At 47.4% G+C, this 16,302-nt stretch carries 16 protein-coding genes; 15 read left to right on the forward strand and 1 reads right to left on the reverse strand.

What is annotated here, in order from left to right; genetic code table 11:
• The first annotated feature begins 170 nt into the window (after window positions 1–170).
• Genes CGRAC_RS03975 through trpC form a run of 5 tightly spaced genes read left to right on the forward strand, consistent with a single transcriptional unit; the run spans window position 171 to window position 5,334 of the window.
• Window positions 171–1,118 carry an NAD(P)-binding domain-containing protein gene (locus CGRAC_RS03975; RefSeq protein WP_005872145.1) on the forward strand — a complete coding sequence of 316 codons (948 nt, stop codon included), beginning with the start codon at window positions 171–173 and terminating at the stop codon, window positions 1,116–1,118.
• Window positions 1,115–2,356, forward strand: a complete 1,242-nt coding sequence (locus tag CGRAC_RS03980) for a tRNA1(Val) (adenine(37)-N6)-methyltransferase (protein ID WP_005872144.1) — start codon at window positions 1,115–1,117, stop codon at window positions 2,354–2,356. Before CGRAC_RS03975 ends, CGRAC_RS03980 begins: the two co-directional genes overlap by 4 nt.
• The gene (locus CGRAC_RS03985; protein ID WP_005872143.1) at window positions 2,349–2,720 is read left to right on the forward strand and encodes a YkgJ family cysteine cluster protein; all 372 of its coding nucleotides are present in this window, start codon (window positions 2,349–2,351) and stop codon (window positions 2,718–2,720) included. Before CGRAC_RS03980 ends, CGRAC_RS03985 begins: the two co-directional genes overlap by 8 nt.
• Window positions 2,687–4,531, forward strand: coding sequence for a tetratricopeptide repeat protein (locus tag CGRAC_RS03990; RefSeq protein ID WP_005872142.1), 1,845 nt, complete (start codon window positions 2,687–2,689; stop codon window positions 4,529–4,531). The genes CGRAC_RS03985 and CGRAC_RS03990 overlap by 34 nt, the downstream gene beginning before the upstream one ends.
• Before the next feature lie 2 nt (window positions 4,532–4,533).
• The gene (gene trpC, locus CGRAC_RS03995) at window positions 4,534–5,334 is read left to right on the forward strand and encodes an indole-3-glycerol phosphate synthase TrpC (protein WP_005872141.1); all 801 of its coding nucleotides are present in this window, start codon (window positions 4,534–4,536) and stop codon (window positions 5,332–5,334) included.
• Between the two features lie 48 nt (window positions 5,335–5,382).
• Here trpC and CGRAC_RS04000 read toward each other — a convergent pair whose 3' ends face one another.
• Complete coding sequence (locus CGRAC_RS04000; protein ID WP_005872140.1) at window positions 5,383–5,799, reverse strand: hypothetical protein; 417 nt, start codon at window positions 5,797–5,799, stop codon at window positions 5,383–5,385.
• 646 nt (window positions 5,800–6,445) lie between these two features.
• On the opposite strand from CGRAC_RS04000, the gene CGRAC_RS04010 reads away from it, so the two are divergent.
• The 10 genes from CGRAC_RS04010 (at window position 6,446) to CGRAC_RS04055 (ending at window position 16,259) form a co-directional block, all read left to right on the forward strand.
• The gene (locus CGRAC_RS04010; protein ID WP_050346312.1) at window positions 6,446–6,943 is read left to right on the forward strand and encodes an HIT family protein; all 498 of its coding nucleotides are present in this window, start codon (window positions 6,446–6,448) and stop codon (window positions 6,941–6,943) included.
• Window positions 6,943–7,944, forward strand: a complete 1,002-nt coding sequence (locus CGRAC_RS04015; protein ID WP_005872129.1) for a bifunctional 3,4-dihydroxy-2-butanone 4-phosphate synthase/GTP cyclohydrolase II — start codon at window positions 6,943–6,945, stop codon at window positions 7,942–7,944. Before CGRAC_RS04010 ends, CGRAC_RS04015 begins: the two co-directional genes overlap by 1 nt.
• Window positions 7,941–9,098 carry a DNA polymerase Y family protein gene (locus CGRAC_RS04020; protein ID WP_005872127.1) on the forward strand — a complete coding sequence of 386 codons (1,158 nt, stop codon included), beginning with the start codon at window positions 7,941–7,943 and terminating at the stop codon, window positions 9,096–9,098. Before CGRAC_RS04015 ends, CGRAC_RS04020 begins: the two co-directional genes overlap by 4 nt.
• Window positions 9,099–9,117: 19 nt before the next feature.
• A complete protein-coding gene (locus CGRAC_RS04025) occupies window positions 9,118–9,657 on the forward strand; it encodes a hypothetical protein (RefSeq protein ID WP_005872125.1) in 540 nt (179 codons plus the stop codon).
• 664 nt (window positions 9,658–10,321) lie between these two features.
• On the forward strand, window positions 10,322–11,140 hold the full coding sequence (gene lgt / locus CGRAC_RS04030; RefSeq protein WP_005872120.1) for a prolipoprotein diacylglyceryl transferase: 819 nt from the start codon (window positions 10,322–10,324) through the stop codon (window positions 11,138–11,140).
• Between the two features lie 94 nt (window positions 11,141–11,234).
• Window positions 11,235–11,918, forward strand: coding sequence for a fumarate reductase cytochrome b subunit (locus CGRAC_RS04035; protein WP_005872119.1), 684 nt, complete (start codon window positions 11,235–11,237; stop codon window positions 11,916–11,918).
• Window positions 11,919–11,928: 10 nt separating this feature from the next.
• Entirely contained in the window at window positions 11,929–13,947 is a 2,019-nt protein-coding gene (locus CGRAC_RS04040; protein ID WP_005872118.1) for a fumarate reductase flavoprotein subunit, read from the forward strand.
• Window positions 13,940–14,677: a fumarate reductase iron-sulfur subunit gene (locus CGRAC_RS04045; RefSeq protein ID WP_005872117.1), complete on the forward strand. Its 738-nt coding sequence runs from the start codon at window positions 13,940–13,942 to the stop codon at window positions 14,675–14,677. The genes CGRAC_RS04040 and CGRAC_RS04045 overlap by 8 nt, the downstream gene beginning before the upstream one ends.
• 176 nt (window positions 14,678–14,853) lie before the next feature.
• Window positions 14,854–15,705: a hypothetical protein gene (locus CGRAC_RS04050; protein WP_005872116.1), complete on the forward strand. Its 852-nt coding sequence runs from the start codon at window positions 14,854–14,856 to the stop codon at window positions 15,703–15,705.
• 188 nt (window positions 15,706–15,893) lie between these two features.
• Complete coding sequence (locus CGRAC_RS04055) at window positions 15,894–16,259, forward strand: hypothetical protein (protein WP_005872115.1); 366 nt, start codon at window positions 15,894–15,896, stop codon at window positions 16,257–16,259.
• Window positions 16,260–16,302: the final 43 nt, after the last annotated feature.

The following is a 16,302-nucleotide window of genomic DNA, read 5'->3' on the forward strand; positions in this document are numbered from 1 at the left end:
AAATTTAAAATTTAAACGGAGAAAATTATGTCTTTTCAAATTTAGCCAAGCAAGCATCTTAAAGCGTTAAAATTTTAAATTAAAGCTGCGAAATTGCTAGGAAATTCCACTGATTTTAATGGAATTTTTACTATAATTTTGTATGAAATTTAAAAGATTAAAGGAAATTTATGATAGACGTTTACGACTTGGCGGTGATCGGCGGCGGTCCTTGCGGCATCGCTTCCGTAGTAGAAGCCAAAAGAAACGGGCTCGCGCACGTGCTTCTGCTTGAAAAAGGCGACAACCACTCTCAAACGATTAGGCAGTTTTACAAAGATAAAAAGCGCGTCGATAAAGAATATAAGGGCTTTGATAGCGAGACGCGCGGCTCTATTTCATTTGAAACCGGCACAAAAGAGAGCGTGCTAAATTATTTCGACGAGCTCTTAGATAGCGACGAAATCGATACGAATTTCAAAAGCGAGGTCGAAAAGATCGAAAAGCACGCAGATGAGTTTTATATCACGACTAGCTCGGCTGGATACCGCGCGCGCAATGTCATCGTCGCAATTGGCAGGATGGGCAAGCCCAATAAGCCCGCTTATAAAATTCCGCCTTCGATCACGCAACGGGTAAATTTCAATCTTGATAAATGCACGATCAATGAAAAAATTCTAGTCGTCGGAGGCGGTAACTCAGCTGCGGAATACGCTATAGCGCTATGCAAGACCAATGTCGTGACGCTTTGCTATCGCAAGCCTAAATTTACCCGCCTAAACGAGACAAACGAAAGCGACGTAATGCGCGAGACCAAATACGGCAACATCATCTTGCGCTTAGGTATCGATATAGAGGCTCTTGAGAATGAAAACGGCAAGGTGCTGGTAAAATTTGATGATGGTACCGAGCTCGTATTTGACCGCGTGATCTATGCGATCGGCGGCACGAGCCCGATTGATTTTCTTAAAAAATGCGGCATCGCTTACGATGAAAACGGCGTGCCGATCGTGGATGAAAATCTTCAAACTGCCACTAGCGGGCTTTACGTCGGCGGAGATCTCATCAGTAGAAGCGGCGGATCGATCGTAGTGGCGATAAATCACGCCCATACCATCATCAAAAATATCCGCAGATGAGGCTTTATCAGCCAAAAAAGGGTTATCGCTACACGAGCGATACGATTTTTTTGTGGAATTTTATAAGAAGCTCAGGCGTGCGTAAAGCTGACGTAGCGTCACAAAATGACTCTTGGGCGCTGGGCTGTGGCGCGGAATTTAAAGGCGCGACAGATGGAGGCTTTAATGCAAAATTTTGCGCCGCGGATTACGTAGGCGACGAGGTGGAATTTTGCGCCGAGGATTGCGCTTTTAGCAAAGAAGAGTCGTATGCCGCTAACCATAGCGTGGGGGATGATCGTGATTTTGGAGGTAAAGGCTGCGCCGAATTCCAGGCGGAATTTAAAATGGAATTTCAAGCGGAATTTTGGGAGAAATTTCAAAGCGGGCGCTATAAAAATTCCTATTTTCAAAACGACGAAGCCCGGCATGCTTTAAAGCCCGGTAGTGCAAGCGGTGAAAATTTTAAATTTTGTGACGAGCAAATCGCGCAGTCTTTAGAATCTCAAAAGACGCACGATAAAGATTTCGCAAGCAAATTTGAAGACGCCAAGGCGCGCGCGGATTTTGCTGCGGAGCGCTTGTGTGACGGCGGGTTTGCAGTTTGCGATGAGCGTAGCCCTAAAGGCGCGCTAAATCCACGAGCGATATACGGCGACGTGCTGGATGTGGGCGCAGGATGTGGAATTCTAGGGCTTTTGCTAAAGCGCGATTTTAAGAGCATTAATCTAAGTTTGCTAGAAATCCAGGAGCGAAATTTAGAGATTTTAAAGCTAAATTCGTCACAAAACGGCCTGGCTGCCGAGATTTTGCACGCGGATTTTGCGGAGTTTAAAAGCGAGAAGCGTTTTGACTTTATCGTCTCAAATCCGCCCTTTTATCGAGAGCGCATTTCGCTTAGCAAAGAGCCTCATATGGCGCTTAGTAAGAGCACAGCAAGCCTTAGCCTACGGGATTTTGTGCGATCTGCGAACGCTCATCTTAAGCCTGGTGGTACGCTTATTTTTTGCTATGAGGCGGGCAAGCTAGCTAAAATCTGCGAGCTTTTAGGCGAGTTTAGGCTAAATTTAACGAGGCTTGGTTTTGTCTATCCCGACATTTCAAAGCCCGCTAAACTCGCGCTTTTGCAGGCTCGTAAGAACTCGCGCTCGCCCTGTGAGATCGTCCTTCCGATCTATGCTAGCGCGCACGGAAGGCGCACCGCACAAGCCCACGCGATCTATAAAAGCGCGGATTTAACGAGCGTGGATTATGAGTGAGTTCGGCTTTAGCTTTGATGCGAGCGCGTGTGAGCGCTGCGGCGGTAAGTGCTGCACCGGAGAGAGCGGCTACATCTGGATAGATGAGAGCGAGATCGCGGCGTTAGCGGTAAAATTTAAAATTTTGTCCGCAAGGCTTAAAGAAATTTATTTACAAAAAATAGGCGCTAGATTTAGCGTAAAAGAAAAGCCCTTTGAAGGCGGCTTAGCGTGCGTGTTTTTTGACGAGACGCAGCGCAACTGCGGGATTTACGAGCTGCGTCCGAAGCAGTGTCGTAGCTTTCCATTTTGGGAATATTTTAAAACGCATACTAAAGAATTGGAGGAAGAATGTATCGGGGTAAGGTTTTTGGCGGAATTTTAATCGCGGCGATGATTTTAGCGCCGCAGTATCTAAGTGCGGAGAGGGGGACGAATGCTGCAGCAGCGAAGCAGTCCGTTACGGATAAAAAGGCGTCTGATCGGAATTCCAGCATTGGCACAAAAAACGGTGCAAAAGATGCAATTAAAAAGAGCTTGATAAATCGTGGCGTAAGCGCTAAAAGTATAACCAAAGAAAAGCTAAATCACGCGATGCGAGCGCAAGAGGACGCCGAGCTAAATTTCGATTTGCTTACAGCTTTGGAGCTACTGCATAAAGATCCCGTCGCATCGATGTTTTTATACGAAAAGGCCTACAATAAAACGGGCTCGTCCGTTTATCTGCTAGAAGCGCTAAAGACCGCTTTTGCGATTAAAGATCGCAAAAATACGGCGCGCTATTTAAAGCTCGGCGAAAAGAGCCTAAGCTCAGACTCCGAGTATCTGCGAGTAAAGATCGGCTACTACTTAGGCATTAAAGATAATCTAAACGCTAATACCGCTGCTCTTAAGCTAGTCACCGTAGATCCCGTTTCGCGTAGTTATGCGATTTTAGCGGCGACATATTATGCGATGGAGAATTTTACTTTAGCCAAAACCTACTTCGAAAAAGCCTATGAGCTAGACAAAACCGACGAAAATCTCATTAGATTATGCGACGTGCTGCTAAATAAACTCGATGATTCGGACGGAGCTATCCGCATTATAGAGACGCACAGGCGCATCTACGGCTGCGTCCAGGGTATGGCATGCGAGCTGCTAGCTGATGTGTATCGCGCGAATAAGCGCTATTTAGATGTCGCTAAGATCGATGAAGCGCTGTATGAGGCTAAAGGAGATAATAAATTCTTAGACGATATGATAGCGATTTATTACTACTCAAACGACTTTGATAAAATAATCGAGCTTTTGAAAAAATACGACTACAAGCGCGAGCTTCTAATCGATGCCTACGCGCATAAAAAAGACTATAAAACCGCGATTAAAATGGCGCGCGATGAGTTTATGAAGACCAAAAATTACGACTTTTTAGCGATCGAGGCGATCTACGAATATGAAAGTGCGGGCAAAAACGTAGATGCCAAAACCCTATCTAGCGTAGTGGCAAAATTTGAAAATATCGCGCCGCAGCTCAAAGACCCCGTGCATCTAAACTACTACGGCTACATCCTAATAGATCACGATTTGGACGTTCGCAAGGGTATCGAGCTCGTCCGCCGCGCCCTACAAAAAGACCCCGACTCGCCGTATTATCTGGACTCGCTTGCTTGGGGATACTACAAGCTTGGCGAGTGCGACAAGGCTAAAAATGAAATGGCTAAAATCAAAGATGCAGAATTTTTTAATTCCCCTGAAGGCAAAGAGCATTTAGAGGCGATCGATGCGTGCGTCGCAGGCACAGGCGTAGCGCCTCAGAATTCTATATCGCAAAATCCCACTACGATAAAAGGCTCTGCGCCAAAAGATCAGGCGCCGCAAAGCCCGGCAATAAAAACTCCTGCGCCTGATTCCATAAAATCTACGGCGCCCGAAAGCTCCGCGTTAGATTCTGCACGTCCAGGTCCCGCTGCAACGCGTGATTTAACGCCAAAAGACTCCGCTTCGCAAAATTCTGCTGGGTCTGCAAATTCCGCAGTTCAAAATCAGACACCAAATTCCGCGACTTCTGAAAATTTCGCGATGCCCATAAATTCCGCCGCGCAGAATTCTGCCTCGTCAAGACAAAATTCCATATCGAGGCAGGGTTTTATGCCAGAGCAAAATTCTACGTCGAAAGAGCCTACCGGCTCTAAAATCCAGACGCCAAGGCAGTAGAGATGATTTTAGACGAAATTTTAAAGCGCACTCGCGAGGATCTGGCGCTTCGCAAAGAAAGGCTACCCGAGGATCTGCTCGGCCGCTCGCTAAGCGCCAATCCCTACGAGCCGCGTGACGTCATAAGCGCGCTTAGAAGCGATGAGAAGGACCCGCTTCGCATCATCGCCGAGATCAAAAAGGCAAGCCCGAGCAAGGGGATCATCCGCGAGGATTTTGAGCCGCTAAGCCTTGCCGTGGAGTATGAAAATGCAGGTGCGAGCGCCTTTTCGGTGCTTACCGAGCCGCATTATTTCAGAGGCGATTTGGAGTTCATCCCGCAGATCCGCCGCTATACCCGCACGCCCATTTTGCGCAAGGATTTCATCGTCGATCGCTATCAGATCCTCGAGGCGCTGGTTTACGGCGCGGATTTTATCCTGCTGATCGCCAAAGCGCTGGAAGGTAAACAGCTAAGAGAGCTGCTTGAGTTTGCCCGTAGGCTGGGGCTTGAGGCGCTGTGCGAGATCCACGATAAGGACGATCTGAAAAAAGTGGTCTTCGCAGGGGCTGATATTATCGGCATCAACCATCGAAATTTAGAGACTTTTGAGGTCGATACGAGCCTGAGCGAGCGGCTAATCCCGCTGATTCCAAACGGCAAGATCATCGTCGCCGAAAGCGGCCTGCACTCGCACGAGCAGCTTTTAAGCTTGCACGAGGCGGGCGTCGATGCGTTTTTGATCGGCGAGTATTTTATGCGCCAAAATGACGTCGGCGCGGCACTGCGCGAGATAAAGCTCGGCGCGGGCGGCGAAATTTAAACCGACTTGTTTGATCGCGCAAGATCAGATCGGAACGAGAAGTTAGATTTAGCGAAGAGAGCGAAATTTTAAGGCGGTAAATTTTAAAATTCGTAGAATTCGACGGACTTTAAAATTTAACGGCTCTTTAAATTTAGCGGCTGCGACGTGATCAAATATCGCACGCGGCGTAAGCATCCGCGCTGCACTTTGGCGTCGTGAGTTTATTATCACGCGCTGCGAGAGCGGCTGCGGAGCGAGGTTTAAATTTACGCCTTTCGTTTGTATAGCTTTCCGTCGTATCACGAGCTGGTGCAAAAAGCGTGGGTTTAAATTTAGCTTTACGTTTGCGAAGCTTCGCGCGCGCGGGGTTGCGCTTGTAGCATTAAGCGCCGATAATTGCGCGTCTATCGTAACGCCTTGTATGCCTAGCGCGCTCTCAAGCCCGGTTTTGGCGATTATATACGGCGTCGTAAATTTAATCACAGCTCGCGACCTAAGTCGCCCAGAGGAGCTGTGCTTACGATAACTGCGCAAAGCGATCTACCACAAAAGCAGACGGCGTAGGGGCTTAGCAGGGCTACGATACCCTGCGATACTATGCGATTAAGCCGCAGCTGCAATACAGTTACGCTATGACCGCGCCGCGTTAAATTTTACCGCGTGTTGCGATGGTGATTGCAGCGCAGGTTTGGCACCGCGTACCGTGCCTGTGAGTGCGTCAAAGTTTTGTTATAATGCGCCGCGCAAACGACTGCGTAGATTTGATATCGTATGCCGTGCAAGCATCCACGCTGCGCTTTGGCATCGCGAGCTTATTATCGCACGCCGCGCAAACGGCTACGGTGCGGACTTAGACGCTATGTTTGCCGCGCGATGAGTGTCCGTCAAATGCGCACCAATGCCCGCCGCGGGTTTCGATCCGCAGAGTGCGTATTGCGCCGAAGCGCCCCGCGATTGCAAAGTATGTCGCGCCTGCCGCGCGCATAACTTTGCGTCGTTTGAGCAAGCGCGAGCTGCGTAAATAAAATTTTATGAAATTTAGAAGTTTTAAATTCCAAATTTCATAGAATTTTGCGAAACGCAAATTTTAAAATTCCATAGAATTTTGGAATTTCGGAAAGGAAAAGAGATGGATTATCTTTGCGCCCCTTGGCGAAGCGAGTATTTTACCGAAAAAAGAAGCGGCTGTCCCTTCTGCGACGCGGCGGCGGATGCGGCGTTTGATGATCGCAACGGCGTGCTTTTTCGCGCGCGGCACTGCTTCGGGGTGATGAACCTCTACCCCTACAGCCCGGGCGCGTTTATGGTCATACCTTACGAGCATGTCGATAATATCGAGTGTCTTAGCGACGATACGTGGGCGGAGATGAGTCGCTACGTGCGCGCCGGAGTGGGGATCTTAAAGCGCACTCTGGGCGCAAACGGTGTAAATATCGGCATGAACCTCGGCGCCGCCGCGGGTGCTGGTATCGCCGAGCACGTGCACTATCATCTCGTGCCGCGGTGGCAGCGCGATACGAATTTCATCACGACGATCGCAAACGTCCGCGTAAACGGCGTTTCGTTCGCCCCGCTTTTTGAGAAGCTAAAGGCGGCATTTGTAGAATTAAATTTAAAGGAGAGATAATGATCAGCGTAGAGCAGGCGATCGAGGATCTGAAAAATGGCAAAATGCTCGTTATGGTCGATGACGTCGATCGCGAGAACGAGGGTGATTTAGTGTTTGCGAGCACATTTAGCAGCGCACAGAAGGTAAATTTTGCTATCACGCACGCTCGCGGAGTACTATGCGTGGCGCTTAGTCCGCAGATAGCGCAGCAGCTGGGTTTAAGCTTAATGGTCGATAAAAACACTTCAAGCCACGAGACCGCCTTTACCGTTACGATCGACGCAAAGGATGCCAAGACCGGCGTAAGCGCGTATGAGCGCAATATGACGATCGAGCTGATGTCGCGCGTGGGCGCTCGCGCGGATGATTTCGTCCGCCCGGGACATATATTCCCGCTCATCGCCAAAAGCGGCGGCGTGCTCGCTCGCACGGGGCACACTGAGGGTTCAACGGATCTGTGCCGCTTGGCGGGGCTTTCGCAAAGCGCCGTGATCTGCGAGATCGTCAAAGACGACGGCGATATGGCGCGCAGGGACGATCTGGAAAAATTCTGCGCGCAGCACGGCATCAATATGATCTCGGTCGCGCAGATCGTGCAGTACCGCCTAAAGCACGAAACTCTCGTTAAATTTAGCGAGCCGCGCGAGGGCATGCTGTGCGGCGAGGCGGCGAAATTTTACGACGTGAGCGATCACGAGGGCAACGAGCACCGCGCATATATTTTCGGCGAACCCGAAAAGAGCGCGCAGACGAACGTGAAATTTCATAAAATTTCAAGCGATCTGGAATTTTTAAGCGATACGAAATTTAACGATTTCATGCGCGATCTGGACGTTTTGCGCAAAGAGGGCGGCGTGCTTTTGATGCTAAAATCCGCGCAAAATCGCGCCGATTTTAAGAGCTTTGGCATCGGAGCGCAAATTTTAGCGCATCTAGGCGTGAAAAAAATCAAAATTTTAAGCAAGAGCGAGCCGAAAGATTACGCGGGGCTTAGCGGTTTTGGGATCGACATAGTTTGATAGCTCACATCGATTTGGACAGCTTCTTCGTCTCGGTTGCGAGGCTTGCCGATCCCGTGCTTGTGGGCAAAAAGATCGCAGTCGTCGGAGGCGGCGACGAGGAGATTTTCGGCGGCAAGAGCGAGCTTGGCAGCGTGATTTTAAGTGCGAGCTACGAGGCCAGAGCGGACGGCGTGCACTCGGCTCAGCCCGTTAAAATCGCGCTCGGACTCTGCCCGCAGCTCATTTTGGTGCGCGCCAGACATGGCGAATACCGAAAAGCTTCACGCGAAATTTATGAGTTTTTACTAAGCTTTACGCCCGAGATCGAAAAATTTAGCATCGACGAGTTTTTTCTAAATTTACGCGGTACTCCCTACGATGCGGACGCGCTGGGCTTTGCCGCGTTTTTACAGAGCGAGATTATGCGCCGCTTTAGCCTTCCGTGCAGCGTCGGTCTTAGCGAAGCAAAACTCATCGCAAAGCTCGCCACGAGCCTTACCAAACCCTTCGGCGTGCGGCAAATTTTAAAATCGCAAATCGCGCGCGAGCTATCCTCCGTGCCGGTAGCGAAATTCCCAGGCATCGGCAAAGCGGCGCAAAAAACGCTCGGCAAATACGGCATCGTAAGCTTCGGCGACGCGCTAGGGCACAGAGAAATTTTTGAAAAGATGGGCGCAAACGGCAGGAAAATTTTCGCAGCCCTTAGCGGCGAGGATGAGGGCCGGGTCGTCTCAAAGCGCGAGCGCAAAAGTATCGGCTTTGGGCGCAGCTTCGCGCCGTGCGCCGATCGGGACGAGCTGCGGCGTAAAATTTTAATTTTGGCGCGCCATTTGGCAGGCGAAGTGCTCGCAAGGGGCCTAAAGCCCGCGACATATGATCTAAAGATCCGCTACAAATCGCGCGAGGAGTTTTCGCATCAGATCAGCCAGGATAGGGCGTTTAGTCTAAGCTTGCTGAGCGAGACCGCGCTTGAGCTGTTTAAGCTCTGCGACGTGAAAAAAGGCGCGCAGATAATCCACGTAGCGCTAAATCTTTCAAATTTTAGCGGCAAATCGGGCAGCTCGCTGCTCTTTTGCGAAATCGATAAAAAGCAGCAGAGCTTAGATCGATCTTTAAGTAGGATTTGGGAAAAATTCGGCATCGAAAAGCTAAAAAAGGCGAGCGAAATTTGATTAAATTTAAAGGAAAAAGATGAAACTAGGCGAGCTATACTCGGTGATCTGCATAATCTTTGCGACGAATTTTAAAGGCGTGATAGATGAGCAGAAGTTGCGCGGCTTGGGCAAAAACTGGATCATCGTAAATAAAAATATCGAGAACAAAAACGGCCACGAGCTTTGGCAAAAGGTTCAGGGCGAGGACTACGCGGCGCTAGGGCGCGATTTTGAGGCGCTAAAAGGGGCGTTTGAGATGGATTTTTTCAAGCTCATAAGCGAAAGCGAAGTGGAGCTGTTTTATGAAAAATGCCGTTTCAAAAAGCCTTTTGCGGAGCTTAAAAGCGCTCACGCGGCCAATATGCTAGCGCTGCTTGCCATGATCTTTAAGCAAAACACGGACGCGAAATCGCATAAAATTTTGACGCTATATCTGGCGCAATTTATCATTCCTAGCTTTTCCGCGCTTGCTACGCACGTGCAGATAAACGCCAAAAGCAGCTACTACAAGGCGCTCGGGTGGTTTTTGGCGGATTTTTGCCGCGTGATGAAAGAGACGCCGGGGCTTGGAATTTAAAATTTAGAATTTAGAACGCGCACTCGGTCTTTTTTTTGCGTGTTCGACACGGAGAGTGCTGCGTAGAGATAGGTTTGGAGCTAATTCCCTGCACTGTAGTCGGTACAGCTCCTGCGGGCGCGATAAGCTAAGCAAGATGGGCGAATTATATCTGCATTATCTGCGTGGATGCAAAGTAGCTGCCTTGCTGTTTTGTGCGTCGGTGCTTGATACATAGCGCGCGTCGTTTTAAATTCTGCGCGGCATTCGGTATTTTGCATATGTGCCGCCTGATGTTTGTTTTGCGCGCACTGCGAGTTTTGCTCGGCGTCCGGCGTTCTTGTTTTACACTGCCTGTATTAGGGCACTGCGCGCTTTGTCCGCGTTGCGCTGCTTTGCGCTTCGGCGTCTTGCGTGTCGCTTCGTATGTCGTCTGGTATCGCCGCTCGGTGCTTTACGTGTAGCGCTTTGCGCCCCATCTGGCGCCACCGCTTGAAATTTCATGCGAGGCGCCCTGCGCATCGTTTGACGCTATCGCTAAGCATCCGCGCATTACGTGTTTCGCGCGTTCGAAAACTGAGATTTAGTGCCTGCGTATGCGCCGCTTTGCGTCTTTTGTCGAACGTGCGCTACGCAGCGTCCTATGGGCGCTGCTAAATTTTAAAATTTAAAATAAAGGAAAAATTTGAATTACTGGAACGAAATTTACGCCCACTTTGATCCCGTGGCATTCAGCGCGTTTGGCATAAACGTGCACTGGTACGGCATTATGTATGTTTTGGCGCTGCTTACGGCACTATTTGTCGCCAAATATTTCGTGCGAAAAGATGGCCTTGGCTTTAGCGATAAGATGCTTGATCGCTACTTTATCTGGGTCGAGGTTGGCGTCATTTTGGGCGCGCGGCTTGGATACATCGCGATTTATTCGGGCGAGGCGGCGTGGTATTTCAGCCATCCGTGGCAAATTTTTAACCCATTTCATAACGGCGAGTTCGTGGGCATTCGCGGTATGAGCTATCACGGCGCGGTCGTCGGATTCGTGATCGCGACGGTTTGGTTTTGCAAAAAATTTAAAACCGACATGTGGGTGCTGCTCGATCTCGTGGCACTTAGCGTGCCGCTTGGATATTTTTTCGGACGCGTGGGAAATTTTTTAAATCAGGAGCTTTTCGGGCGCGAGACGAGCGAGCCGTGGGGGATCTTGGTGGGCGGCACGTTGCGCCATCCAAGCCAGCTTTACGAAGCGGTTTTGGAAGGGCTGGTAATTTTCGTGATTTTATTTTTCTACCGCAAACGCAAGAAATTTAACGGCGAACTGATATGTTTATACGCGATGCTATATACGGCGTTTAGATTTTTCGTAGAATTTTTTAGGCAGCCGGACGACGGACTCGGTTTTATATTTTTAAATTTATCGATGGGGCAAATTTTATCTTTAGTTATGTTTTTGATAGCAGTTTTCTTAAAGCAGTCTTTGAAGAAAAAACTAATTTGCAGAAATTAAATTAATCTAAAGTTAAAAAGTAATATAATCTCTTTACAAAAATGTAAATTTTCGTTTAGCGGGGATTTATAATCATCTTTTTTAAGGAGAACCTATGCTAGGTCGCATTGAAGGCTTTACGGGCAGATCCATAGACGGCAAAAAAAGCCGCATTATGGCTTTGCAAGACGTGGCGCAAAGCATCAGCGGGCTGATTTTGGCCTGTTTTATGCTGTGTCATATGATATTTACCGGCACGATTTTGATCGGTAAGGGCGCGTTTGAAGGCGTCGTACATTTCGCCGAACCTGGCGGAATTTATTTCGTTACAAACATCGTCGCTTTTGTAATTTTCGTGATTTTCGTAGTTCACGCGTTTTTGGCGATGAGAAAATTTCCAGCTAACTACGCCGCTTACAGAGCGTTTAAAGCGCACAAAATGCGAATGAAGCATTGCGACACGACGCTTTGGTGGTTTCAGTTTTGGACGGGATTTTTACTATTTTTCTTTGCGGCGGCGCATATTTTAACGATCGTATTTGGTCCGAAGATCACCGCAGATCTTGCTATCGCGCGATTCGGACAGCTTCATCTATTTTATTTCGTTTTATTGATTTTCGTAGTAACCCACGCTAGCATCGGAATTTATAGATTATATATGAAATGGATCAGCATAGACGGCACGAAGGCGGAAATTCAAAGGAAAAGAGCCCTCATCAAAAAGACGGTTTTCATCGTTTGGGGTGCATTTTTCTTGCTTTCGATAATCGCCGATTTCAAATGGTTAAGTTTAGAATAGGGAGCTTAGGATGAATGTAATATATTGCGATTCTTTAGTTATTGGCGGCGGTTTGGCGGGCTTAAGAGCTGCGATCGCTACCGGCGAAAAAGGGCTTAGCACCATCGTTTTGAGTCTGATCCCCGTTAAGCGCTCGCACTCTGCGGCAGCCCAAGGCGGCATGCAGGCGTCTCTGGGAAATTCCAAAATGAGCGAGGGTGACAACGAGGACGTGCACTTTGCCGATACCGTAAAAGGAAGCGACTGGGGCTGTGATCAAGACGTCGCTAGGATGTTTGCGCAAACGGCGCCTAAGGCGATCCGCGAGCTTGCTGGCTGGGGCGTTCCTTGGACCAGGATTACTAGAGGCGAGCGAAGCGCTATTATCAACGCTCAAAAAACCACAATTACCGAAAAAGACGAGGTTCACGGGCTTATCCACAGCCGCGACTTCGGTGGCACGAAAAAATGGCGAACCTGCTATACCGCCGATGCTACGGGACATACTATGCTTTTTGCCGTTGCAAACGAAGCGCTAAAGCACAACGTCGATATCCACGACCGCAAGGAAGCGATCGCGCTAATTCATGCAAATAACCGCTGCTACGGCGCAATCGTGCGCGATTTGGTTACCGGCGAGCTGATTGCATACGTTTCAAAGGGCACGCTAATCGCTACCGGCGGCTATGGCAGAGTATATAAGCACACCACAAACGCCGTCGTCTGCGAGGGTATAGGTGCTGCTATCGCGCTTGAGACGGGCGTCGCGCAGCTTGGAAATATGGAAGCGGTGCAGTTTCACCCGACCCCTATCGTTCCGAGCGGAATTTTGCTTACCGAGGGTTGCCGCGGCGACGGCGGAATTTTACGCGATGTGGACGGCTATCGCTTTATGCCCGATTATGAGCCCGAGAAAAAGGAACTTGCTAGCCGTGATGTCGTAAGCCGCCGTATAATGGAGCATATAAGAAAAGGTAAGGGCGTCAAAAGCCCTTACGGCGAGCACGTTTGGCTTGACATATCGATCCTCGGACGCGAGCATATCGAGAAAAATTTACGCGACGTGCAAGAAATTTGCGAAATTTTCAACGGCATCGATCCTGCCGACACCGAGGTAATAACCGACGAGCAGGGCAGAAAGCGCGGTAAAGGCTGGGCTCCGATCCTTCCTATGCAGCATTACTCGATGGGTGGCATCAAAACAAAAGCTACGGGCGAGAGCCCAACGCTAGAGGGGCTTTTTAGCGCCGGCGAGGCTGCGTGCTGGGATATGCACGGCTTTAACCGCTTGGGCGGAAATTCCGTCGCCGAAACCGTCGTCGCAGGAATGATCGTGGGCGAGTATTTTGCAGAGTATTGCCAAGGACACGACGTCGATATCAATACGCACGATATACAAAAATTCGTAGATAAAGAGCAAAACTACATGAAAAGCCTGCTTGAAAAAGAGGGTAAATTTAACGTATTTGAGATCAAAAACAAGATGAAAGACGTGATGTGGGAGCACTGCGCGATCTTCCGCACCGGCGATGGGCTAGCCAAAGCCGTAAAAGAGCTCGAGGAGCTTTACAAGCAGTCCTTGGACGTCAAAGTAAGCAATAAAGAGCTTTTCGGAAACCCGGAGCTTGAGGAGGCTTATCGCGTACCGAAAATGCTAAAACTCGCGCTTTGTATTGCTAAGGGCGCGCTTGATCGCACAGAAAGCCGCGGCGCGCACTTCCGCGAGGATTATCCGAAACGCGACGATCTAAACTGGCTAAAACGAACGCTTGCGAGCTGGAAGGAGGGCGATACTATGCCTACTCTAAGCTACGAGCCGCTTGATATTATGAAGATGGAGATGCCGCCTGCGTTCCGCGGATACGGCGCCAAAGGCAATATCATCGAGCATCCGGACAGCGCCGTGCGCCAAAAAGAGGTTGATGAAATTCGCGAGAAAATGCAAGCCGAGGGCAAGGGCAGATATGAAATTCAAGAGGCATTGATGCATTATGAATTGCAGCCAAAATATAAAGCACCTAACGAAAGAGCAGGTATAGGATATGAGTAGAAAAATAACAATAAAGGCATTTAAGTATAATCCGCTAAGCAAAATTTCAAAGCCGCACTTCGCTACTTACGAGCTCGAAGAGACCGACGGAATGACGCTGTTTATCGCGCTTAACGTGATTCGTGAGAAATTTGATCCCGAGCTAAGCTTCGACTTCGTTTGCCGCGCGGGTATCTGCGGTAGCTGCGGTATGCTCGTAAACGGCAAGCCGCAGCTTGCGTGCCGCACGCTTACCAAGGACTATCCGGATGGCGTGATCGAGCTTATGCCTCTTCCGGTTTTCAAGCTGCTAAAAGACCTCAGCGTCGATACGGGCAACTGGATGAATGCGATGAGCAAACGCGTAGAGAGCTGGATCCACACCGATCACGAGACCGATATCTCAAAGCTTGAGGAGAAGGTCGAACCGGAGGTCGCGCAGGAGGTTTTCGAGCTGGATCGCTGCATCGAGTGCGGTATCTGCGTAGCTGCATGCGGCGTAGCGATAATGCGAAAAGACTACATCGGCGCCGTCGGCATCAACCGCGTGGCACGCTTTCAGATCGATGCGCTGGATAAACGCAGCGACGAGGATTTTTACGAGCTAATCGGCGATGATGACGGAGTATTCGGCTGTATGACGCTGTTAGGCTGCGAGGACAACTGCCCTAAGCACCTTCCGCTTCAAAGCAAAATCGCCTATATCCGCCGCAAGCTTGCCGCTCAGGGCAAATGCGGCTGCGGCAAATAAAATTTAAGCGGGTTTTTCCCGCTTAAATTTATCTTCCAATTTTATAAATTTTACCTCGATAGACGAATTCCAAAATGCTTGAGTCAGACAAGCGAAGTAGCTTTAAATTTAATACTATCCCAAGCGATAAAGAAGTAAAATACGAAATCGCTTAAGATCGCTAGCGAGGGATAAGGATGAACGAAGCAAAGCCCAAAGAGTTAAAGAAAATTCTAAATGAACGGCGTCAAAATGTGGAGCAAGGCTCGCAAGAAAATTCTGACGCTCAAAATTTTGATGTTTCAAAATCCGATAACTCAAATTTAAACATAGAAGGAAATCTAAAATTTCAAAATTCAAATTCTGATGATGCCGCTTCTAATAAAAATTCTAAAACTGGGGCTAGAGACTACGATAAGGATCCGATAGTTATAAAAAATTACAGCATTATGCACTTGCTATTTTATATCATCATAGCAATCATTATTCCGTCTATTTTCATAAAAATTTTGTATAACAAAGGTTTGATAGATTTATATTATGGCGGTAGAACATATTTGCTATATAATCAAAATTCAACTTTTATTTTAAGTGTTTTATTTTTGTGCCTGTTTGCCTTGTATTGCTATTTTGCAAAAGAAAACGATATTATTATCAACAATTCGCACATAACATATTTTAAAAACATATCAAGCGGGTTGGAAATTTTTAAAATAAACAATGATAGCTTTATTAAGAAAAACTATAAATTGAAAATAAATGTTTTATGTTTTATTTTGTGTTTGATTTCTCTATTGTCAGGTTTTGGCTATCAAGAAATTATTTTTGTCATTTCTATACTTGTCGTTAGATTTTTGCCAATATTCCTATTTTCGATACTTCAAAATAAAAAATTTGAATTTTATAATCCAGGATATTTATGCATTAAAACAAGAACTGGAAAACAGATAGTTCCTTTGGTTTCAAAAAAAGATACAAAAGAGGTAAGAGAATATTTTTTAAATAAACTCGATATCGATATTAGCGATAAAGTAAATTATTTTATGTAGTCAAATCCCCCAATAAAAGAGATATAAATGAGTGGAAAAAGCATTGGTAAAGGTGCACCTATTACAGGTAGTCTTAAATTGTTATAAGAATATTTTTCTGATTTGCCAAAAATGTCAGAATTTTTTATCGTATTGACTCGTTGGGTTTTTCTGGGTGTTATTATTTTTTTATGTATGTGACAAATGTGTTGATAAAATTCGTTGTGTATTTTTGCATAAATAAAGGCATAAAAGGATTTAAAATTTTCCCATTTATAAAAGTAGATGAGCCGTGGCATGGCGGATATTTATATTATTCCGTTGTCGTATCGGCACACTACTATTTGATTTATTTGTATAGCAGTGAAATTTACGACGAAGTTAGAGAGTATTTTTTGCAGAAAAATATAAATATAGACTATATTAAAAAGACTATACGGTTTTTATCTAGGAGGATATGCGAAGGGGCGGTAAATTTAAAACTACAATTTCAATATTTTATGGTAGCCGTCACTAAATTTCGTAGCGATACCGAGTATAAATACGTCAAATTTAGCGCTAAATTTTATGCGTAGAAGAGCTTGTTGAAAATTCTAACCGCCTGCCGCCGGGATAAAT

The organism is Campylobacter gracilis (assembly GCF_001190745.1).
Taxonomy (GTDB): Bacteria; Campylobacterota; Campylobacteria; order Campylobacterales; family Campylobacteraceae; genus Campylobacter_B; species Campylobacter_B gracilis.